Consider the following 20,891-nt stretch of genomic DNA (forward strand, 5'->3'; position numbering starts at 1 on the left):
TATCCCCGGTTAGCGTAGCCGAACCCTAACCGGGGAAGTCCCCATTTAAGGAGTGTCCATGGACGCCGCCGAAGTCCACCGCCGGCTGATCGCGTTGACGCCGTTCACGGCCGAGAGCGTCGCCGAAGGCCTGCACTACATCGACCCGGACGTGGTCGACCACCGCGGCGGCGCGGGCGGTGACCACCACGGCATCGACGCCTGGCGCGCGAAGTGGGAAGCCATGCTGGACGGCGAGTTCTTCGCCGACTTCCGCGACGTCGGCGTGCGGGTCGAGCGCAACGTCGCCGACGGCGAGTTCTCGGTGAACCGCTACACGAGCACGGGAACGCAGCTATCGACCGGCCGCAGTTACGCCGTGACCAGCATGGACATGATCCGCGTCCGCGACGGCCGGGTCGTCGAGCACTGGGCCGTCATGGACGTGACCGACCGCGCGGCCCAGCTGGCACCACCATCCTGACGCGACGCCGCGTGCTTGGACACGCATCTCGCGTGATCGAGCGCGTGACTCACGTGATTGAAGGCGGATCTCGCGTGATTGGAGAGGCATCACGTGTGATCGGGAGGTCGACTCTCGTGATTGGGGAGGGTTGACACGGCAGGTTACGGGCGTGAACGGGAGCCTTGGCTGCCGACGGTGCTGGGGAGAGTGATCGTGAACGCGGCGCCGCTCAAACGACGCCGACGAGGCGGGTCAGGTGTGGCGTGAGCCGGAGATTTCGAGGTCGTCTCGACCCGTCTTCGTGAACTCCGTGACCGACACGCGCAGGTTAGCCAAGGCGTCATCGTAGGCCGCGGAAAAACGTTGGTCGACGGTACCTTGGTGGCCGGGTTTGCTCGACCTCCGGATGGTCACGGTCAGATCGGTGAGCTCGGTCGCTGCGCGAAGTACGGGTGTCGCGGCCGCCTCGGTGGATTCGGGGGCGAAGAAAGCGATCTGGTGTCCCAATCCACCGAGGCGATCAAGGCGTCGTCGTCCGGCTTCTTGGGTGTCCTCCCAGAGGGGTGCGGCGACGATCTCGTAGGCAGCGGCAATGAAGTCCGGGTAGATCTTTTCCTTGTGCTCCCGGAAAAGCCTGCGTTGCTCAAGCCGCCGTTCAGTCCGTTTCGGGAGGGTCGTGGCCAGTGCCGCGGTGAGCGCTGTGAGCAATCCGGTGGCCAGTGCGAACAAGCCACTTCCCCACCAGGGTGCCGTCGAGTTCATGAAGCCATGGTATCCGGCTCGACCCTGGTGGTACGCGAAAAGGAAGCGCCCGGGATTCGTCCGCCGGGCGCTGTCACTACGGCCTAGCACCACCACCAAAGGGGGAACAAGAACCCGTGAGCCTCGGGATCCGGGCGCAGGCGGGTGCATGTGGGGTGCGGGGAGTCGAACACAGTCGTTCCTCTGGCTTTCCTCATGGAAGTGGTGCGGTCGGAAGTGCCTTTGGCGCTTGCCCGACGACACTCGGGATTGCTGAAGATTATGGCTCGTTGCGGAGATAAGCAAGCCCCTTGCGGTGGAGGTCTCGCCCGAAGGCGGAGCCCCTAAAGATTCAAGGCGGCCTCTACCAGTACTTAAAGCTGTCCGTTAGAGGGAGGCGACAGAGAGGATTGGGTGACTATCACCCGTTAAGGTGGTCCTTTGTCGCGGAGTGTCGCGTGGGTGCGGGCAGGGACACCGTGTCTTTGTCGGCAGTTCGTGCCTCGGGAATTTCCGGCTCCGGGCCGGCCACGGCCAGCGCGTGCTCGACCTGCTCGGCTTTGGCGTGGCGCCGACGGTTGCGATACAGCTGCACGGCGCGTCTCCAGGCCGCGCGTGCTTCGCCGAGGTCGCCTCGTGATGCCAGCACGTGACCCAACGTCGTGAGCGCACGGGCTTCGGCAGTCGCAGTGTGGGCGCGGAAGGCGAGTGCCAGGCCGTCTCGCGCGAAAGCGAACGCTTCGTCGTGTCGATCCTGGGCCGAGGCCAAGTGCGCGCGCACCGTGTAGAGCTTCATCGTGGCGACCAGGTCGCGGACGGCGGTGGACAGCTGGAAGGCCTGGCGGCAGTGCTTTTCCGCGGTGGCGAACTCACCCAGCCGCCGGTACTGGTCGGTGAGTTCCGTGAGCGTGGCGAGCAGTCCGGCGTCGTCGCCGATGATCGTGCGCAGGTGCTGGGCGCGATGGAAGTGGTGCAGCGCGCGGTGTCCCTGGTCGAATTCCACGAGGGACTTGCCGAGTTCGTGGCTGGCGGTGGCCTGCCGTTCGGCGTCTCCCGCGGTCCGGGCTTCGTGGAGGCAATGTTCGTAGAGCCGGACGGCTTCGGGGAGGCGCCCGGCGTGGCGGCTGTACCTGGCCATGTTGAGCCGCACCGTCAGGGTGCCGATCGGTATCACGTGGACGGTCGCGAGGTGGAGGGCCTGTTCGAGGTAGACCTCGCCCACGTCGTCGTACCCGGCCAGCAGGCTGACGTAGCCGAGGTCGTTCAGGCTCGCCGCCTCCGCCATGTGATCACCGAGAGCAGCGGCCGAACGCGCGGCCTGGACGAGTCCCGCGATGATGTCGTCGTAGAACCCGAACCGGTTGAGGATCGCCCCGGTGACGTGGGGTAGCCGCCAGGCGTAGCCGTGGAGCCCGTGGTCCGCTGAATACGTCACCATCGCGTTCAAGTTCGCGCGTTCCCGCAGACACCACCGCATCGCGCCGACCGGATCGGTGAACCGGGTCGGCGCGCAACCTTGCTCGACCTCCGGCATCGGGGCCATGCCGCGGTGCGGGTAGACCATCCGGTGGGCGTTGTGCGCGGTGTGCAGGTAGTACGAGGCCATCCGGCTGCGGGCCGCGTCGGCCTCCGGGCCGCTGTTGACCAGCGTCCGGGCGAAGTGGTGGAACAGATCGTGGATGCGGTACCGGTCGCCGTCGTTCGGCTGCTGCACCAGGTGCGCCGAAACGAGGATGTCCAGCGCACGCCGTCCCGCGGCCACCTCGACGCCGCCTGCAGCGGCCAGCACCTCGGCGCCCACCTCGGGCCCGGGGTGCAGGCCGAACAGACGGAACGTGTCCTGCGCCGCCGGATCGAGTCCTTGGTACGACCACGAGAAGGCCGAAAGCAGGTTGCCGTCGTCGCCGTCGCCGTCATCGCCGATCGTCAGCAAGAGAGCGGGATCCCTCAGCTGGTCGACGAGGGTTCGGAGCCGGCTTCCGGCCCGGACGGTGGCTCGTTCCGCGACGATCGTCAGTGCGAGCGGCATTCCGCCGCACAACGTGGCGAGATTCGCCAGTGCCTCGGGTTCGCGGTCCAGCCGGTTGCCCAGTCTCCGGTCGAGCAACTCGACGGCGGCCTCCGGGGCCAGCGGCGCCAGCGTGATGACCGGACTGTGGTGCTGCCGGGCAAGCCGGGTGAGACGCTGCCGGGACGTGATGATCACCGCGCAGTCCGACAGGACACGCAGCAGCGTCTCGATGTGTTCGGTGTCCCGGGCGTTGTCCAGCACCACCAGCATCGGGTGGTCGCTCAGCAGGCCGCGTAACCGTTTGGCACGCCCGGCCGCACCGACGATGTGGTCGACCGGGTAGCCCGAGGCCGACAGGAGGTTGTCGACGACGTCGGCCGATTCGACTCGCAGCCCCGGTCCGACCCCGTGCAGGTCCACAAGCACGACCCCACCGGGGAAGCGGTCGGCCGTGCGGTGCGCCCATCGGACGGCTGTGCTCGTCTTGCCGACCCCTGGAGGCCCGGTCAGCGTGACGACGGCCGGGGTGAACGGCCCGGGCCTGGGGACGATCGCGGCGTCGAGGCTGGCCAGCACGTCGTCCCGGCCGGTGAAGTGGCCGATGTCGCGGGGGATTTCCCGCAACGGTGCCGACGCGATGCCGGGCGGCGGGGCCAGGTCGGGTCCGTCGTCGTCCGTCGGCCCGGCGAGGCGTTCGGGCGTGCGGAGGTGTTCGTTGAGGGCGCGGAGATCGTCGGCGGCCTGGACGTCGTGGTCTTGCCGGAACGTCCGGTACATTTCGCGGAAGTACTCGTCCCGCGCGCGGTAGCGCCCGATCGCGGTGAGCGCCTGGAGTCGCAGTTTCGCGAACCAGAGCTCCGTCGAGTACGCGTGCCCGAGCTGGTCCAGCAGTCCCAGCGCCTCCGCGGGATGCCCGGCCGTGAGCAATTCGGCGAGCAGGAAGGTGCTGGCCGGAATCCAGTCGTTGTCCGTCACCGAAACGCGCCAGTTTTCGGCGGCCGCCGACGTGATGCCCGCGAGCGGCTCATCGTTCCACAGGGCCAGTGCGTTCCGCGCGGCTTCGGAGGCAGCTTGGTGGTTCCCCTGGTCGCTGAGCCCGTGCGCGTAGCGCATCATCCGCTGGAAGACGTGGTAGTCGATGAGATCGGGGTCGACGTCCAGCCGGTAGCCACCGTTGTCCGCGACCAGGGTCGCGGGCGCGACGGCGCCTTCCAGCGCCTGCCGGATCCTGGCCGCGCACTTGTAAAGTGCGCCCTTCGGCGACCGGGGGTGTTCTTCGTCGTCGTTCCACGCCCAGTCGACCAGGGACTCGATCGAGACACGCTTGCCGGGCTGGGTCAGCAGCGCCGCCGTGATGTTGCGCTCGCGCCGATGAGACCATTTCACGGTCAGGTTCCCGTGCATTCGCATCGTTGTCTGCCCGAGAATTCCGAACGCGATCTCCATTCTGCTTCCCCTCCCGTCGAAGCGCCCCACCTTCGCTTCGTCGTTGTCGATTTTGGCACTCTCGCAGCGATAAATCCACGTCAGAGACGCCGAAACACGCTTTCGCGGGACGCAGGTGATCCTTTGTCAGCATTTTGTCCACTAGCTGGAAGTTGCTTGCCGGACGACCATTGCACGATTGCTCCCGAGGGTGCCGAATACGGGAGGGAGCACGAAGATGGATCAATGGATTCGCGGGCCGATAGGGGTGGGTGCGCACTTGCGGGTCACCCGCCCCGGCTGCCGGACGGCGTTGGTGGTGGTGCCGACGATGGCCGCGGGCACGCGGTTGCTCGACCTGGTGCCGCTGCTCGAGACCGACCATCGGGTGCAGATCCTGTTCACGGTTCCGCACGACACCGACAGCTGGTACGGCGTCGAAGAGTTCGTGCGGGCACAGCACGGCCTGGTGCTGCCCTGGCACCAGGCGATCCAGCACCGGTTCGACCTCGTGCTGACCGCGAGCCACCGGCACCTGGCAGAACTGCGCGGGCCGATCCTCCTCGTCAGCCACGGGGCCGGCGCGCTGAAGTCGTACCGGTTCAGCCGGAAAGCCGGCGCCACGGCGGCGCCGGCCACCGGTCTCGACCGGGAGTTGCTCACCTACCGCGGCCGGATCCTGCCGTCGGTCCTCGCACTCGGCACCGAGGCCGAGCGCGACGCCGTCCGCGACCTCTGTCCGGAAGTCCTGTCCCGCGCCGACGTCACCGGGGACATCTGCCTCGACAGGATGCGCGCCAGCGCGTTCCGCCGGCAGCAGTACCGCGACCGCCTCGGCGTCGGATCCGACCAGCACCTGGTCACGATCAGTTCCACCTGGTCGACGGATTCGGTGTTCGGGCAACTGCCCAAGCTGGGACGATCGGTCTGCGACGCGCTCGCATCGAACCGTTATGCGGTCGCGGCAGTGTTGCACCCCCTCGTCTGGACGGTGCACGGGAAGCGGCAGGTGGCAGCCTGGTTCTCCTCGTGCGTTCGCGCCGGGTTGCTCCTGATCCCACCCGATGCCGGTTGGCAGGCAACGATGATCGCGTCCGACTGGGTGATCGGGGACCACGGGTCCACGACTGCGTACGCTGCCGCGATCGGGTGCCCGGTCACGGTCGCCGCGCACCCGGGAGACGCGCTCCGAGAGGGCAGCTTGGGCGATCTGGTGCGGCGAGGGGCCCCGGGGTTGCGGCACGATCAGCCGCTCGTCGACCAAGTGGGACGCGCCGTCGAGGCGCGGGACCAGGTGGCGGCGGCGGTGTCCGCGGCCATCACCTCTCGGCCGGATGCCGCGGCCGCGGCACTGCGGAAGGCGATGTACCGGCTGATGGAGCTTTCCGAGCCGCGTGAACCGGCTGAGCCGGCGGTGCTGCCGGCTCCGGTGCCCTGGCAGTCGGGGGCGTGACCGGCTGGGTGGTGGCGCCCGGACCGCCGGCCGTCGCTTGTCGCCAGGGCGTGCCGGGTGTGCTGCGGGTGCGGCTCGGCCGTCATCGGAAGGCCTGGGCTGATGTGCTCGTCGTGGTGGACGACTGTGCGTCGCGATCCTGGTTCGCCTGCGCAGACGTGGTGCTGTGCCGGGACGCCGCTTCGGCCGAGCCCGCAGGGAAGCGGGTCACGGCCGCACTGCGCGCCTCCCCAGGAGCGGAAGCGGCGGTGTCCGCGTTTCCCGGTGGCTGTGCCCTCGGCCTGCCTGATGCCGGCGTGCGCTGGTTCGCCAACCGCGCTGTGCCCGGTGACTGGGTCGACAAGCTGCGTTCACTCGCCGTCGTTGGCGGTGGCTTGTGGATCCCGCGTCCGGGCGTAGAGCTCACGAGCCCGGGCGAGGTGGTTGCGTGCCTCCTCATCACGACCATGGCGACCCTCGATCCGGCCGAGCGAGGCCAGGATTTCGGCCGTGTAGTAAGGAGAGTCGAGGCGTTCGACGACCGCTAACGCTGCCGACAGCATCTCGATCGCCGTTCCCGGGCGGCCGTCGCGTTCCCGGATGTCGGCGAGTGCCATGACGGCGCGGGCGTGCTGGTTGGCGTCCCCGAGTTCGTCCATCAGGCTCGCGGACGCCTCCAGCTCGATGCTTGCTTCGCCGGTCTGGCCCAGCTCGGACAGCACTTCGCCGCAGCGTCGCCGGCCCAACGCCACGCCGCGGCGATTGCCCAGCTGCTCGTGCAGTGCCACTGACTGCCGGTAGAACCCGAGTGCGCCCGGCAGGTCACCTTGTCCTCGGGTGGCCCGTCCGAGCTGCGACAGCGCCGTCGCGCGCGTCTGGCCGTCTCCTTCCTGCTCGCTCAGCCGCAGGGCAGTCATGTTCTGGGAGACGGCCTCGTCGTACCGGTGGAGTTTCGCGTAGGCGAACGCCAGCTGGGATCTGAGCCGGGCTTCGACCAGTGGTTTCGCGCATCGCCGTGCCGCGGCCACGCCCGCGGTGTTCATCGAAAGCCAGGGTTCGTAGTCACGGTGGTGGAGGAAGAAGCCCCAAGAGGCCTCGCAGAACTTCCACGTCTCCTCGTCCCACTGGTTCCGGTCCGCCTCGGCGAAGGCCGCGCGGAGTGTGGACAGCTCGCGGCGCCACCACGCGAGTGCCGAAGCCCGATTACCGAAAGTCGGCGAGCCCGCGGTGTCCGGCTGCGCGAACCTTTGCCGGTGCGGGTGGATCACAGTGTCGGCCAGCTGGGCCCGGGCGAGGTACCAGCGCACGAAACCCCGGGCAATCGCTCGCCGATCGGAGGAACTGTCCTCCCGCTCGGCCCGGCTCCGGGCGTCCCGCCGAAGCAGTTCATGCTGGGTGACCCGGTCAGCGTCGGCGTCGGCGAGCAGGTTCGAACCGACCAGGGCCTCGACGTCGTCTTCGATCCGTTCGAGCGGGAAGCCGAGTACGTCGGCCAGGGTCTCGAGCGCGACCTCAGGCCCGGGGTGCAGCCCGCACACGCGGTACAGCCGTGCGGCGCCGCCGGGCAACTCGGCATACGACGCGTCGAAGACCGCCTGGACGTCGCGGACGTCTTCCGGGACCGCGTCAGCCGTTTCCAGGTGCCGGACGTAGCTGTTCGCTTCGCGCTCGAGACGACGGAGCGGCCGGGCCCGAAGTCGCGCGGCCACTACACCCAGCGCCAGGGGCAAGCCACCGCAGGCCGCGATGATCAGGTCGGCCGCGGCGGGCTCGGCCGACAGCCTCTCCCGGCCGATCGTCTCGCGCAACAGTTCCGCGGACGCGTCCGGTTCCAAGGGCTCGACCGTGATCAGCGTGGCGTCGTCGATCCCGAGGCCGGCCAACCGGCGCCGGCTGGTCACCACCACCAGCACCGACGATGTGGCCGGGAGGAGGGCGCGCACTTGAGCCGCCGACACGGCGTCGTCGAGCAGGATCGCAAGGTGCCGTTCGGCGGTGAATGCGCGGAACATCGCCGACCGGCGGCCCGGCCCCGTCGGGACCTCGGCCGCCGGCAGGCCCAGGGACGTGAGGAAGCCGTGCAGGGCATCCTCGGGGGTGACCGGGCTGCCGTCCGCTTCACTGAGGTTGGCGTACAGCAGACCGTCGGGGAAGCCGGCGCGGCGCAGGTGCAGCCAGTGCGTCGCCACTGCGGTTTTTCCGACCCCGCCCATGCCGTCGAGCACGACGAGCGGACGAGAAACGTCGCGGTGGTCCCAGAGCTCGTCCAGCTTGGTCAAGGTGACATCGCGGCCGACCAGGCGCCCGGTTGCGGCCGGTAGCTGGAACGGTGGCCCCGCGCCTGGTCCTTCTCTTTCCGGTGTGCGTGACCGTTCTACCTGCTCGTCCATCCGAGATCTCCCCCGCAAGTCCCGAACTTCTCTGTTTACTCGCCGATCGGGCATACTTTTGGTGGAATTCGGAGTTTCCACTCGAAAGCACGAAAAGTTCCCGTGCACCTGCACGGGAGGTGAATAACCGGCGAGTGACCCACGGCACAATCAGGTCAAGGGTCGGGTTTGGCGCGAGTCGAGGGCCGCAACTGCACACCGTGACCGAGCAGGAGCTCGCGGACTCGTTTGTAATACAAATCGTAGGTCCGGGCCAGCACCATAATGCTGGCTCCCGCGTGGTACTCGTCCGCCAGCTGATCCAGGGGAATCGGGCAAGGCTTCGGGGCGGGTCTGCGCCGCAGCTCGGCGCCCGCGTTGCGCAGTTTCCGCCGCATCCACGTGTAGCTCAGACCTTCCTGCTCGGCGAGCTCTTCGATGGAGGCCCCGAGTTCGTAGGCGCGAGCCAAACTCCGGTCCCGCTCACCGGGATCCGCGGCTTCCCGGTCGCCGCGTTGCTTTCGTTCCTCCGTCAAGTTCCGTACTCCCGTCACAGTGATTGTGCATGGAGATTCGGTCGCTGAGCGCTGTCGAAGTGGGCACCCACCGAGTTTCTCTGTCGCTGGGATTGAACATAAAGTTACGCGCTTGGCGCGGATGGGTGGTCACGAACACAGGATCGCCGAGCTATTCGCTAGATCCGTTGGGTGTTCGACCGTGCCCGAGTTCGACGGAGAGTGAGCACCAACCGAGTGCGTGGGTGCCGCTTGCCCAGTGAATTCACGAGTCGTTCGGTCGCACTGCGCTGAACTGCCCGGGCTGGATTCGCATCCGGGCGAATCGTGGCCGAACCCCGGTGACCGGGCCCCGGCTTGCGGAAATCAGGGGCGGGGGAGCGGCACGGTGGCGGACGTCGCCGCCAGGGGGAGGGTGATGGTGAACGCGGCGCCGCCTTCGGGGGCCGGGCCCGCGGTCAGGTCTCCGCCCATGCGGGTGACCAGGGCGTGGACCAAGGCCAGGCCGATGCCCGAGCCGACCGGGCGACGGTCGCGGTAGCGGGCGTTCAGGACCCCGCGCTCGAACGCCACCGGGTAGTCCTCCGGGGCCAAGCCCGGGCCGCCGTCGCGGACCGAAAGCTGGGCGTTGGGGCCGGACAAAGACAGGAAGAAGACCATGGGGGCGCCTGAGGGGGTGACTCGCAGGGCGTTCTCCGCCAAGCCGTCGACGACCTGGTGCAGCCGGCGGGCGTCGGCCCGCACCGGGACCGGGGACGAAGGCGCCGTAACGGACAGCTGCACGTTTTCGCGGGCGCACCGCAGCTGCCAGACCTCGGCGCAGTCGCGCAGCAGCGCGCCCAGGTCCAGGGTTGTGACGTCCAGCCTGAACTCGTCGGCGCCCAGCCGGGCCAGCTCCAGCAGGTCCGTGACCAGGCGTTCCAGCCGCGCGGCCTCGCGCTGGATCGTCTGCCCGGCGCGCTGGGCGTCGTCGCCCGACGCGACGCCGTCCGCGATCGCCTCGGCGAAGCCCGTCACCGCCGTCAACGGCGTCCGCAGCTCGTGCGACACCGACAGCAGGAAGTCCCGCTGCCGCGCCTCGCTGTGGGCGAGCGCGTCGGCCAGCGAGTTCAGCGAACCCGCCACCTCCGCGACCTCCCGCGGTCCCTCCACCGGCACCCGGACGTCCCGCCGGCCGGCCCGCAGCGACCCCGCGGCCGCGGCCGCCCGGCGCAGCGGACGGCCCAGCAACCGCCCGGACACGAACCCGGCCGCGGCCGCCACCAGCAGCCCGATCCCCAGCGCGAACGCGATGTTCCGCACTAGCGCGCGCTGCGTCGTCTCCGCGTTGCGCGCCGGCAGGACCAGCGCGAACGCCGCCCCGCGCGTCCCGACCGCCCGCGTCTCCACCAGGTACTGCGCGCCCGCGACCAGCACCCGCTCCGAGTGCGCGGCGCCGAGTCCCGCCTTCGCCGCCGCCTGCACCGACACGGCGTCCCCGACGGCCTGGCCGCCCGCGCGCCGCACCACGACCGAGATGCCCTGGCCGCGGACGACGTCGGCGACCTTGCCGACGCCGAGCCGGTTGCCGATGCCGCTTTCGTCGAGCTGCGACGCGACGACGTCGGCCTGCGCGGACAGCGACGACTGCAGCACGTTGTCCGCCGTGGTCCGGATCAGCCGCGCCGCCACGAACCCGGCCACGATCACCGCGATCCCGGCGACGGCGAGGCAGACGAGCGTGATCCGCCCGGCGAGCGTCCCGCGGTACCTCACGCCGGGTCCGCCGCGTAGCCGATGCCGCGGACCGTCCTGATCGGACTGGCCGCGCCGAGTTTCGCCCGCAGCTGCGCGACGTGGACGTCGACCGTGCGCGTGCCCGCCGCGGCGGCGTAGCCCCAGACGGCGCTGAGCAGCTGGTCGCGCGAAAGCACCTGCCCCGGGTGCCGGAGCAGGTGCGTGAGCAGGTCGAACTCCGTGGACGTCAGGGAAATCTCCGTCTCGCCGGCCCAGGCGCGGCGGCTCGTGAGGTCGACGCGCGCCGCGCCGACGGTGAACGCCGACGGGGCCGGCGCCGCGCCGGACGCGCGTCGCAGCACGGTCCGGACCCGGGCGGCCAGCTCGCGCGGGCTGAACGGCTTGGTCAGGTAGTCGTCGGCGCCGATCTCCAGGCCCAGCAAGCGATCCAGCTCGTCGTCGCGGGCGGTGACGAACAGCACCGGCGTCCAGTCCCCGGCCGCGCGCAGCGTCTTGCAGATCTCGATACCGTCCATTCCGGACAGTCCGATGTCGAGCACGATCGCCACCGGCTTGAGCCGCCGGACGGCGTCGAGCGCGCGGCCGCCGTCCGCCTCGACGTGCACGCCGAAGCCGTCCCGCTTGAGGTAGAGCGCCGCCAGCTCGGCGATCGCGGCCTCGTCCTCGACCACGAGGACGAGGCCGCGCCCCGGTGACCCCATTGCTGCTCCCGTCTCCGCCGTCGCCCCCGGGGAGACGCTAGCCGGTCAGGGGGAGCCGTCGTCGTTCATGTCGGACTCGACGCCGTTGAGCGTCGACTCGATGCCGCTCAGCTCGGACGACGCCGGGGAAGTCCCGGAGCCGGGCGAGCCCATCAGGTTGTCGCGGCAGGCCGAGCAGCCGAGCGTGATGAGCGCGGCCGCCCCGACCGCGGCCGCGATCCTCGCCGCCCTCACTTGGTCGGCGCCGGGGCGGCCGGCTTGCAGTGGGCGGACGCGAAGGCGTCGAGCTTCTGCTTCGCGGTGGTCAGCTCGCCGACCTTGCCCTGCCGCTTGGTGGCGCGCTCGTCGAGCTTGGTGGCGCGGTCGTTGTGCCCCGCCGTGCGCTGGTCCTGGGCGCGGGCCTTGAGGTTGGCGACCGAGCCGGCGACCTCGGCGCCGCCGTTGATCCGCTTCTCCAGGTTGTCGGCCCGCTTCTGCAGCTTCGGCACCCAGTCGCCGCAGACCTGCTGCGACTCCTCGGGGCTGAGTGTGATCGGCGCGACCGGCGCCGGGGACGTCGTCTGGGCCGAGGCCAGCGGCGCCAGCGCCAGCAGGCAGGCCGCGCTCCCGGCGCCCGCCAGTGCCAGCCGCCGCGTCCAGATGGGTCCTCGCATGGTGTCTCCCTCAGGAAGGTTTCCGGGTACGAGGAGAACTCTGGCGGGCCGGTGTTCGGGCGGCGTGCGCCTGATGTTCGGGCTGTGTAAGGCCCACGGTGATCGACGTCCGCGCGAGGTCGAACGTCAGGGTGTCGCCCAGCACCGGCAGCGCCGGGTCGAACAGCTGCCCGTCGGTGCCGCCGAGCAGCAGCCCGAGCCGGTGCCCGGCCGGGACGACGTGGTCGAGGCTGCTCAGCGTGAACGTCATCGGGTACGCCCGCCCCGGCACGAGCGGCTCGCCGTGGCGCAGCGACGCGTGGTGCCCGAGGTCGGCCCAGCCCGCGGCGACGATCTGGTGGTCGGCGTGCACCAGGTCGGTGGCGGTGTCCAGGAAGCACGCGCTGTCACCGGGCCGGCTCACGCCCCAGCACGACCGGGTGGTCAGGGTCTTGATCCCGCTGCCGTAGTTCGCGGTGTTCCGCACGTCGGCCGGGCCGTAGTCGACGAGCGCGACGCCGAGCCGGGCGGCGGGCTTGTCCGACGACGCGGTGATCGTCACCGACGGCGTCCCGGCGAGCCGTACCGCCGAGGTCAGGGGAGCGCCGGTGAACCGCGCGGCCGACGTCCCGGCCGCCCACTGCTCGCGGCCGACCGCCGGGTCGTCGACGACCGTGGCCGTGCCGGAACCACGCCGGCCGAGCGTGCCGTCGGCCGCCGGCCGGAACGTCGTGGCGGCGGTCGCGGGCGGCCAGGCCCGGACGTCCGTCCACCGGTCCGGCGTGGTTTCCAGGTGCACGGCGGGCTCGTGCTCGACGCCGTTGCGGACGCCCCGCAGCCAGCGGTCGAACCAGCGGCCCAGCGTGTCCACCCACCGCGCCCGCTGCAGGTCGAACGGGTCGACGTGACCGGCCTGGCTCAGCCACGCCCTGCGCGGCACCCCCGCCCGGCCGAGCGCGGCCCAGTAGGCGGCGAACTGGTCCGGGCCCACGACGCTGTCCCCGAACCCCTGCGCGATGAGCACGCTCGCGCGCACCCGCCCGGCGCGCGGGACGTAGTTCACGCTCTGCCAATAGGCGTTGTAGTCACCGTTCGTGCCCATGCGCGCCTTGACGTCCGCCTCGAACGGCTGACACAACCGCGCCGCGCGGTCGTTGTAGGTGAAGGCCGACCCGGTGTTGTCCGGCGTCGCCAAGGGCGCGCCGTTCGCGACGAGCTGGGCGTAGTTGTCGGCGACGCCTTCGATCGGCACGATCGTCTTCAGCCCGGGGATCCCGGAGGCGGCCATGCCGATCGCGGTGGCGCCGTCCTGGGACTTGCCGATCGCGCCGACGTCCCCGGTGGCCCAGTCCGCCGTCACCGGGCGGCCGCCGTCGGGCGCGTCGAAGGCCTTCGCCCGGCCGTTGAGCCAGTTCACGACGGCGTTGCCGTCGGCGACGTCGTCGAAGCAGCCGGACGAGCGGTTCGTGCCGCCGACGTCGGCCAGCACCACCGCGTACCCGCGCGGCACGAAGTAGTTGTCGAGAAACAGCGGGAACTGCTCGGGGGTGCCGTCCGGCGCAAACGTTTTCTTCTGGGACTCGTTGCCGCGGCCGCAGCACGCGAAGTACGGGCTGACGTCGAGGATCACCGGGACGCGCTCGCGCCCGGCGGGCCGGACGACGTCGGCGGCGACGCGGTCGGGCCTGCCGTCGTGGTCGAGGTCGGCGCCGGTTTCGACCCACGCCGTCGCGCGGACCGGGCCGGTTTCGGCCGCCGCCGCGGGCGCGAGGACCGCCGTCGTGACCAGCGCGAGCAGGAACCCCAGTGTCAGCCGCATGGCGCCAGTATCACTTCTGGTACGCCGCCAGGAAAAGCTCCATCGCGGCGTCGACGGCCTCGCGGTCGCCGGTCGTGACGAGGTCCAGCAGCAGGCCGCGGGTGACGGCGAGGCCGAGCCGGGCGTGCGCCGGCCGGTCGGCCTCGGGGACGCCGTAGTGCGCGAGCAGGGCCTCGATGGGGCCGAGCCAGTCGTCGACGACGCCGTCCAGGAACTCGGTCGTGCCCGGGGTGCCGCCGAGGGCCTGGCCGTAGAGCTGGAAGAAGAGCTTCTCGTTGGCGCGCAGGTCCTCGTCGGTCAGCCGCCGCCAGAACTCGCGGCCCTCGCCGACGTCGGCCAGCGCCGTGCGCTGCCGGGCCTCGACCTCGCGCGCGACCGCCGTGAGCAGGCCTTCCTTCGAGCCGAAGTGGTAGATGAGCATGCGGTGGCTGGTGCCGAGGCCGGCGGCGAGGGCGCGCAGGCTCTTGCTCGCGCCGCCGTGGTGGGCGATGTGGTCGATCGCCGCGTCCAGCAGCTTGGCGCGCGGGCTTGTGTCGATCATGTACCAGATGGTACACGTACCGAATGGTACAGAGCATTTCCGTCCGCGGCCGGACGTCCGCGTCGGCCGGCACCGTCTACGCCCTCCTCCGCGACGGCGCGAGCTGGCCGACGTGGTCGCCGCTGGAGTCGTTCGAGCTGGTCAGCGAGGGGGAGGGTGAGCCGGAAGGGCTCGGCGCGGTCCGGCTGTTCCGCACCGGCCGCACCCGGTCGTACGAGCGGATCGTCGCGCTGGAGCCCGGCCGCCGGTTCGGTTACGCGCTGGAGCACGGCCTGCCGCTGCGGGACTACGTCGCCTACGTCGACCTTTCGCCGGTCGACGGCGGCACCGAGGTCCACTGGCATTCGACGTTCACCGCGAAGATCCCCGGCACCGGCTGGTTCTACCGGCAGATCCTGGGAGTGTTCATCAAGCGGGTGGTCGCCGGGCTGGTCGCCGCGACCGAAGCACGCGTCGCCCCATAAAGTGGGCACATGTCAGCGCCACGACGGGGATCGACCGGCCGCACCCAGGAGGAGCGCAGCGCGGCGATGCGCGTCCGGCTGCTCGACGCGACGATCGACTGCCTGGTCGAGTACGGCTACGCGGGCACGACGACCACCCGCGTCGCCGATCGCGCCGGCGTCACGCGCGGCGCGCAGGTGCACCACTTCCCGACGAAGGCCGACCTGGTCACCTCGGCGATCCGGCACCTGGCGGCGAAACGCACCGAGGTCGCGATGGCCGAACTGGACCGGCTGCGCGCGTCCACCGACCCGGTCGGCGACGCGCTGCAGCTGATGTGGGAGATGCACCAGGGGCCGGTGTTCTCGGCGACGGTGGAGCTGTGGGTCGCGTCGCGGACCGACGCCGAGCTGCGCCGCCAGATGGCCGTGGTCGAGCCGATCGCGACGTCCAGCCTGGTCGAGTTCGGCAAGGCCCTGCTGCCGGAGCACGCGGGGCACCACGAGTTCCTGCACGCGGTGTACACCGCGATGGACGTCGTCCGCGGCATCCTCATCGCCAGCTGGGCCACCCGCGACCAGGGCGAGCTGGACGCGCGCTGGGAACGCGGGCGCCGCCACCTGCGGATCCTCTTCGCCACGTTGATGGCTCCCACCGCCTGAATCGCGTGTTACTCTCTTTGGGAAAGTGAGGAGACGCGCTGTGCACCCGGACCCGTACGACCGCGACTGCCCGACCCGCCAGCTGCTCGACCGCATCGGCGACCAGTGGACGGTCCTCATCGTCGGCGCGCTCACCGACGGCCCGCTGCGGTTCACCGAGATCGCCCGCCGCGTGGACGGGATCTCGCAGAAGGTCCTGACGCAGACCCTGCGCAGCCTGGTCCGCGACGGCATCCTCACCCGCACGGCGTACGCGGTCATCCCGCCGAAGGTCGAGTACGAGCTGACGTCGCTGGGGCGCAACCTTTCCGAGCCGCTGGAGATGCTGGACCGGTGGGCCCGCCGGCACATGACGTCGGTCCAGGACGCCCGCGACGCCTACGACGCGGAGCACACACCCGCGTCCGCGTGACGCTGGACAGCTCAAGGACAATTCCCGGCGGGGATACCGCCTGGCCCGCGGCCCCGGTGACACTGTGGAGGACGGCTCCACGGCTCCGGGGAGGGAATCCATGGCGTCCGCTTTTGCCGTGCTCAACGAAACCCTGCCGCCGCCGGGGCCGGAACTCGTCGGGATCACCGCGCTGGTGGCCGCCGCGGTCGTGGTGACGGCGTTCGCGGTGCCCGCCGACGGCCGGCGGAGTGTCTTCTACCGGGCCAACTTCCTCGGCACGCTCTTCCACGAAGGCGGCCACGCGCTGGTGAGCATCCTGACCGGCGGCGGCGTCCTCCGTGTCGCCATCGACAGCCCGGAATCCGGCGGTACCTGGAGCCGGGAGCCGTCGGCGCTCGCCGCGATCCTGACCATCGCCGCCGGCTACGCGATGCCGCCGCTGGCCGGGCTGGGCGCGGCGGCCCTGCTGCACCGCGGGCTCGTCCCCGCCGTGCTCACCCTGACCCTGGCCGCGATGGTGTTCCTCCTGCTGTTCACCCGGGACGTGCTCACCTTCGTGGTGGTCGTCGCGGTCGGGGCGATCGTGTTCGGCGCGTTGCGCTGGGCGCCGCCCTGGCTGAAGAACGGCGTCGCGTACGCCGAAGCGTGGCTGTTGCTGACCAGTGAGATCGGCGGGCTGCGCGCGATCGTCTCCAACCGGTTCCAGGACGGCTTCGGCGGTCAAGAGGACGACGCCGCCATGCTGGCCCGGAGCACGGGGATCCCCGGGTTCGTGTGGATCGCCGCGTGGTTCGCCCTCATCACCTGGGCGGTGTGGCGCGCGGTCCCGTTGCTGTGGCCCTAGCGGGCGACCAGACCCGCTTCGTGCGCCAGCAATCCCGCCTGGGTCCGGTTCGTGCAGTCCAGCTTCACGAGCATCCGCGACACGTAGCTCTTCACCGTCGCCTCGGCGAGGTGCAGCCGGGTCGCGATGTCCGCATTGGACAGTCCTTCGCCCAAGCACGCCAGGACATCCCGCTCCCGGTCCGTGAGACCGGACGTCCGGCGGCGGGCGTCGTCGCCGCGTTCGCGGCTGTCCGACGACAGCGCCACCAGGCGGCGGGCCGCCGACGGTGAGAGCACCGTGTGGCCGTCCGCCGCGACGCGGACCAGGCCGATCAGGTCCTCCGGCGGCGTCGACTTGACCAGGAAGCCCGCCGCACCCGCGCGCAGCGCGCGGATCACGTACGTGTCCGCGTCGAACGTCGTCAGCGCGACCACCGCCGGCGGGTCGGGGAGCGCCGCGATCCGGGCGATCGCCGTCAGGCCGTCGACGCCCGGCATCCGCAGGTCCATCAGCACGACCCGCGGCCGGTGCCGGACCACGGCCTCGACGGCTTCGGCGCCGTCGGCCGCCTGGGCCACGACGTCGATGTCGTCGGCCGAGCCGAGGATCGTGCGCAGGTGCGCGCACACCATCGGCTCGTCATCGACCACGAGCACCGGGATCACTCTGCGTGCCTTCCGCCGTCGGGACGTAAGCGGGCAGTATCGCACCGACCCGGAACCCGCCGCCGCGCACCGGGCCCGCGTCGAACCGCCCGCCGACGAGCTCGACGCGCTGCCGCAGCCCGGCCAGCCCGGCCCCGGAGCCGCTGGCCGCCAGCGCCGGATCGGGCCGCTGCCCGGCCGCGGTGCTGGCGACCGAGACGTCGAGGCCGCCCGGGTGGTAGCGCAGCGACACCGTCACCGACGCGCCCGGCGCGTGCTTGCGGACGTTCGTCAGCGCCTCCTGCACCAGCCGGTACGCGGTCCGCGCGACGGTCGGCGACACCTGCGCCGGGTCGCCGTCCACCGCGAACGCCGTCTCGATGCCGACCGAGCGGGACTCCGCGACCAGCTGGGCCGGATCGCCGGGCTGCTCCTGGTTGAGCGTCCGTGGGCTCAGCTCGGAGCCGTTGCGCAGGACGCCGACGAGGTCGCGCAGCTCGTCCAGCGCGAAGACGCCTTCGCGGCGGATGTCCTCGGCCGCCGCCCGCACCGGCTCCTCGTGCGACGTCACGCCGAGCGCCCCCGCGTGCAGCACCATCAGGCTGAGCCGGTGCGTGACGACGTCGTGCATCTCGCCCGCCAGCCGCCGCCGTTCCTCCGCGCGGGCCTGCTCGGCGAGCAGGTGCTGCTCGCGCTCGGCGCGTTCGGCGCGGTCCCGCAGCGACCGCAGCAGCTGGCGCCGCGCCTCGCCGTAGAGCCCGAGCATCGCCGGCAGCGTGGTGCTGAGCAGGGCGAACGGCGTGGTGCTCCAGCTCGGCACCCACGGCCGCGCGGCGATCAGCGTGAGGATCCCGGCCAGCCAGAGCACGGTCCGCCGGTCCAGCAACCGCGGCAGCTGCGACAGCAGGACCGGGCTGATGGTCGGCACCGTCGTCAGGGCGAGCTGGCGCACCGGCACGAGCAGGCCGGGGGTGAACAGGTCGGACGCCAGCATCAGGCCCGCCGCCGCGACGACGAACCAGGCGACCTGCCGCGGGAACCGGAACACCAGCACCAGGGAGAAGTCGCAGACCAGCTGCAGCACCAGCCCGGCGGCCGGGCCGAGCGGCCCGGTCGTGACCTCGCCCAGCGCGTAGAGCAGGACGTTCAGGCCCGCGAACGCGAACGCCGCCACGAACAGCCAGAAGACGTCGGCGCGGCTCGGCCACCACGGCCGCCTGGTGCTGGTCACGCGGCCACGGTAACCGCTCGCGCGGGCCGCCGCGCCGGATGCGCAACCAAAGTTGCGCACCGGTCCGCGGACCGCAACTTTCGTCGCCGCGACCACCTTCCTTGCCTCGTTTCGCCCGCGTCCCCGATCCGGTGGAGTGGGCGGACCACAGCGAGGGAGGCAACCGTGGTGACTGTCCTAACGCGACAGACGACGAGCGTGGTGTTCGCCCGCGGCCCGGTGCTGGCGATCGCCGGCCTCGCCGGGCTCGCGCTGCTGCTGACCAGCGGGCGCTACGCCGGCGGGTTCGACGAGCTCTACTTCCTGGTGGCCGGTCGAAATCACCTGAGCTGGGGGTATTTCGACCAGCCGCCGCTCATCCCGGCGCTGGCCGCGGCGATGGACTGGCTCGCGCCGGATTCGCTCGTCGTGCTGCGGCTGCCGATGACGCTGGCCGCGGCCGCCGGGGTGGTCGTCACGGCGCTGATCGCGCGGGAGTTCGGCGGCGGGCGCGGCGCGCAGGCGATGGCGGCCGCCTGCTACGCGACGTCCGGCATCGTGATCGTCAGCCACTGGATCGGGACCTACGTGCTGGACCCGTTCCTGTGGACGGTCGTGGCCTGGCTGCTGGTCCGCTGGACCCGCACCCGCCGCGACGGCCTGCTCGTCTGGGCCGGCGTCGTCACGGCGGTGTCGCTGGAGACGAAGTTCCTGATCCCGGCCCTGTGGGCGGCGGTGCTGCTCGCCGCGCTGGTGGTCGGGCCGCGGGACCTGCTCCGGCGCCCGAAGCTCTGGCTGGGCGCGGCGATCGCCGCCGTGGTCACGGTGCCGACGCTGATCTGGCAGGCGACCCACGGCTGGCCCTACACCCACATGAGTGACGTCGTCGCCGCGGAGTTCCCGGGCTACGGCCCGTGGGTGCGCGACGGGCTGCTCGGCGCCGGGATCGGCGTCGGCGTGGTGGCCCTGCTCTACGGCGTCTGGCGGCTGCTGCGGTCGGCGGAGCTGCGGCCGTACCGGTACCTCGGCGTCGCCCTGGTCCTCGTGGCGCTGGCCGTGGTCGCGACGCAGGGGCGGTCCTACTACCTGATGGGCTGCTACGCCGTTCCGTTCGCGGCCGCCGCGACCGAGCTGACCCGGCGGAACCTGGTGCGGTGGTGGAAGGTGGTGGCGTGGCCGGTGTTCGTGCTCTCGGCCGTCGTCACGCTGGTCGCGCTGCCGGTGTGGCCGGCCTCGGCGCGGACGTCGGTCGGGCCGTTCTCGCTCGGCAGCTCGTTCGCGCAGGGGGAGCTGCCGCAGCAGGAGCTGGCGAAGCTGATCGGGCAGACGTACGCCGCGCTGCCGCCGGCGACCCGGGCCCGGACGGCGGTGTACGCCGAGATCTACCCGTTCGCGGCGGTGACCGAGTTCTACGGGGCGCCGTACGGCATCCGCACCGTCTACAGTGGACACCGGGCGTACTGGTACTTCGGGCCGCCGCCGGAGTCGGCCGACGCGGTGCTGTTCGCCGGGTTCGACCCGGGGCTGCTGCGGCCCTGCTTCGCGCACGAGACCCAGGTGGTCGACGGGCTGCTGTGGCTCTACGACGGCCGGAACGCGCCGTGGTCGCGGATCTGGCCCCAGCTGAAACGGCAGTGAGAGGAAATGATGAGCACTTTGTCCTTGCCCGCCCAGGCTTACCTGCTCGCGTGCGACACCGGCCGCGACCGGCTGCCACGCCGGCAGGGGGTCGCGCTGCTGGTGCGCGCGGCGGCGTTGACGGACCTGGTCCTGCGCGGGCTGGTCGTCGACGGCGACGGGCGACCCGTGGTCACCGGCGCGGCCGGCACCGGCCACCTCGTGCTCGACGACCTGCTGGGCGACCTCGCCGCGGACCCGCACCGCAAGTGGCGCGGCTGGGTCCGCCGCGACGCCCGGGCCACGCTCCAGTCCCTGGAGGCCCAGCTCGACGCGGCGGGCACGATCACGCTGAAGACGTCGCACGTGCTGGGGTTGTTCCCGCGCCGCCGCCCGGTGGTCCGCGACCGCGCGGAAGCGGCCCGGCTGCACGAGGTAGTGGCGGCCGCCCTGCGGGGCCGCGAACCGGCGTCGCGGGTCGACCCGGGCGCGGCGGCGCTGACGTCCCTGGCCGCGGCGGTGGAACTGCGCACGGTCGTCTCACGCCGCGACGCCCGGCACCACAAGGCCCGGCTCGCGGAGCTGGAGGAGCGCGCGGGAGCGGCGGTCCCCGCACTGCGCAAGGTGGTCCGGGAACTGAAGGCGGCCCGCGCCGCGGCGATCTCGGCGGCCGCCTCGTCCGGCAGCAGCGGCTGACGCCGTGTCGACCCCCTGATCACGCGTGTC

General features: G+C 71.4%; 20 protein-coding genes. 8 read left to right on the top strand and 12 right to left on the bottom strand.

Annotated features, from left to right (window positions below):
• Positions 1-58: 58 nt before the first annotated feature.
• Positions 59-463, top strand: coding sequence for an ester cyclase (locus tag OG570_RS25200; RefSeq protein WP_326959737.1), 405 nt, complete (start codon positions 59-61; stop codon positions 461-463).
• A 234-nt stretch (positions 464-697) separates the two neighbouring features.
• On the opposite strand, the gene OG570_RS25205 is transcribed toward OG570_RS25200, so the two are convergent.
• Together OG570_RS25205 and OG570_RS25210 are read right to left on the bottom strand one after the other, a co-directional pair.
• Positions 698-1,207 (bottom strand): hypothetical protein, encoded by a 510-nt coding sequence (locus OG570_RS25205; protein WP_326959739.1) that lies wholly within the window; start codon positions 1,205-1,207, stop codon positions 698-700.
• Between the two features lie 400 nt (positions 1,208-1,607).
• Positions 1,608-4,643, bottom strand: coding sequence for an AfsR/SARP family transcriptional regulator (locus OG570_RS25210; RefSeq protein WP_326959741.1), 3,036 nt, complete (start codon positions 4,641-4,643; stop codon positions 1,608-1,610).
• 217 nt (positions 4,644-4,860) lie between these two features.
• On the opposite strand from OG570_RS25210, the gene OG570_RS25215 reads away from it, so the two are divergent.
• Positions 4,861-6,075, top strand: a complete 1,215-nt coding sequence (locus OG570_RS25215; protein WP_326959743.1) for a hypothetical protein — start codon at positions 4,861-4,863, stop codon at positions 6,073-6,075.
• Between the two features lie 350 nt (positions 6,076-6,425).
• Here OG570_RS25215 and OG570_RS25220 read toward each other — a convergent pair whose 3' ends face one another.
• The 8 genes from OG570_RS25220 to OG570_RS25255 all read right to left on the bottom strand — a co-directional run bounded on the left by OG570_RS25220 (position 6,426) and on the right by OG570_RS25255 (position 14,368).
• Positions 6,426-8,333 carry a tetratricopeptide repeat protein gene (locus tag OG570_RS25220; RefSeq protein ID WP_326959745.1) on the bottom strand — a complete coding sequence of 636 codons (1,908 nt, stop codon included), beginning with the start codon at positions 8,331-8,333 and terminating at the stop codon, positions 6,426-6,428.
• A 266-nt stretch (positions 8,334-8,599) separates the two neighbouring features.
• Positions 8,600-8,959: a helix-turn-helix domain-containing protein gene (locus OG570_RS25225; protein ID WP_326959747.1), complete on the bottom strand. Its 360-nt coding sequence runs from the start codon at positions 8,957-8,959 to the stop codon at positions 8,600-8,602.
• A gap of 345 nt (positions 8,960-9,304) precedes the next feature.
• Positions 9,305-10,693: a sensor histidine kinase gene (locus OG570_RS25230; RefSeq protein ID WP_326959749.1), complete on the bottom strand. Its 1,389-nt coding sequence runs from the start codon at positions 10,691-10,693 to the stop codon at positions 9,305-9,307.
• Complete coding sequence (locus OG570_RS25235) at positions 10,690-11,376, bottom strand: response regulator transcription factor (RefSeq protein ID WP_326943094.1); 687 nt, start codon at positions 11,374-11,376, stop codon at positions 10,690-10,692. Before OG570_RS25235 ends, OG570_RS25230 begins: the two co-directional genes overlap by 4 nt.
• Before the next feature lie 45 nt (positions 11,377-11,421).
• Positions 11,422-11,610, bottom strand: a complete 189-nt coding sequence (locus OG570_RS25240; protein WP_326943093.1) for a hypothetical protein — start codon at positions 11,608-11,610, stop codon at positions 11,422-11,424.
• Positions 11,607-12,029: a hypothetical protein gene (locus OG570_RS25245; RefSeq protein WP_326959751.1), complete on the bottom strand. Its 423-nt coding sequence runs from the start codon at positions 12,027-12,029 to the stop codon at positions 11,607-11,609. The genes OG570_RS25240 and OG570_RS25245 overlap by 4 nt, the downstream gene beginning before the upstream one ends.
• A 10-nt stretch (positions 12,030-12,039) precedes the next feature.
• Positions 12,040-13,827: a CocE/NonD family hydrolase gene (locus OG570_RS25250; protein WP_326959753.1), complete on the bottom strand. Its 1,788-nt coding sequence runs from the start codon at positions 13,825-13,827 to the stop codon at positions 12,040-12,042.
• A gap of 10 nt (positions 13,828-13,837) precedes the next feature.
• The gene (locus OG570_RS25255; RefSeq protein WP_326943090.1) at positions 13,838-14,368 is read right to left on the bottom strand and encodes a TetR/AcrR family transcriptional regulator; all 531 of its coding nucleotides are present in this window, start codon (positions 14,366-14,368) and stop codon (positions 13,838-13,840) included.
• A 23-nt stretch (positions 14,369-14,391) separates the two neighbouring features.
• On the opposite strand from OG570_RS25255, the gene OG570_RS25260 reads away from it, so the two are divergent.
• From OG570_RS25260 to OG570_RS25275, 4 genes are all read left to right on the top strand, one after another.
• Positions 14,392-14,832 (top strand): SRPBCC family protein, encoded by a 441-nt coding sequence (locus OG570_RS25260; protein ID WP_326959755.1) that lies wholly within the window; start codon positions 14,392-14,394, stop codon positions 14,830-14,832.
• Between the two features lie 66 nt (positions 14,833-14,898).
• On the top strand, positions 14,899-15,474 hold the full coding sequence (locus OG570_RS25265; protein WP_326951604.1) for a TetR/AcrR family transcriptional regulator: 576 nt from the start codon (positions 14,899-14,901) through the stop codon (positions 15,472-15,474).
• Positions 15,475-15,514: 40 nt separating this feature from the next.
• Positions 15,515-15,886: a winged helix-turn-helix transcriptional regulator gene (locus OG570_RS25270; RefSeq protein ID WP_326943088.1), complete on the top strand. Its 372-nt coding sequence runs from the start codon at positions 15,515-15,517 to the stop codon at positions 15,884-15,886.
• 100 nt (positions 15,887-15,986) lie between these two features.
• Positions 15,987-16,712 (top strand): M50 family metallopeptidase, encoded by a 726-nt coding sequence (locus OG570_RS25275; protein WP_326959757.1) that lies wholly within the window; start codon positions 15,987-15,989, stop codon positions 16,710-16,712.
• Here OG570_RS25275 and OG570_RS25280 read toward each other — a convergent pair.
• On the bottom strand, positions 16,709-17,359 hold the full coding sequence (locus OG570_RS25280; protein WP_247054746.1) for a response regulator: 651 nt from the start codon (positions 17,357-17,359) through the stop codon (positions 16,709-16,711). The two genes, OG570_RS25275 and OG570_RS25280, sit on opposite strands and share 4 nt — an antisense overlap.
• A complete protein-coding gene (locus OG570_RS25285; RefSeq protein ID WP_326959759.1) occupies positions 17,334-18,569 on the bottom strand; it encodes a sensor histidine kinase in 1,236 nt (411 codons plus the stop codon). The genes OG570_RS25280 and OG570_RS25285 overlap by 26 nt, the downstream gene beginning before the upstream one ends.
• Before the next feature lie 165 nt (positions 18,570-18,734).
• Between OG570_RS25285 and OG570_RS25290 the strand changes: the two genes are divergently transcribed.
• Both OG570_RS25290 and OG570_RS25295 read left to right on the top strand, forming a co-directional pair.
• Positions 18,735-20,186, top strand: a complete 1,452-nt coding sequence (locus OG570_RS25290; protein WP_326959761.1) for an ArnT family glycosyltransferase — start codon at positions 18,735-18,737, stop codon at positions 20,184-20,186.
• A gap of 9 nt (positions 20,187-20,195) precedes the next feature.
• Positions 20,196-20,861 carry a GOLPH3/VPS74 family protein gene (locus OG570_RS25295; RefSeq protein ID WP_326959763.1) on the top strand — a complete coding sequence of 222 codons (666 nt, stop codon included), beginning with the start codon at positions 20,196-20,198 and terminating at the stop codon, positions 20,859-20,861.
• The last annotated feature ends 30 nt before the right edge of the window (positions 20,862-20,891 follow it).

The sequence above is a fragment of the Amycolatopsis sp. NBC_01286 genome (assembly GCF_035982555.1).
GTDB lineage: Bacteria > Actinomycetota > Actinomycetes > Mycobacteriales > Pseudonocardiaceae > Amycolatopsis.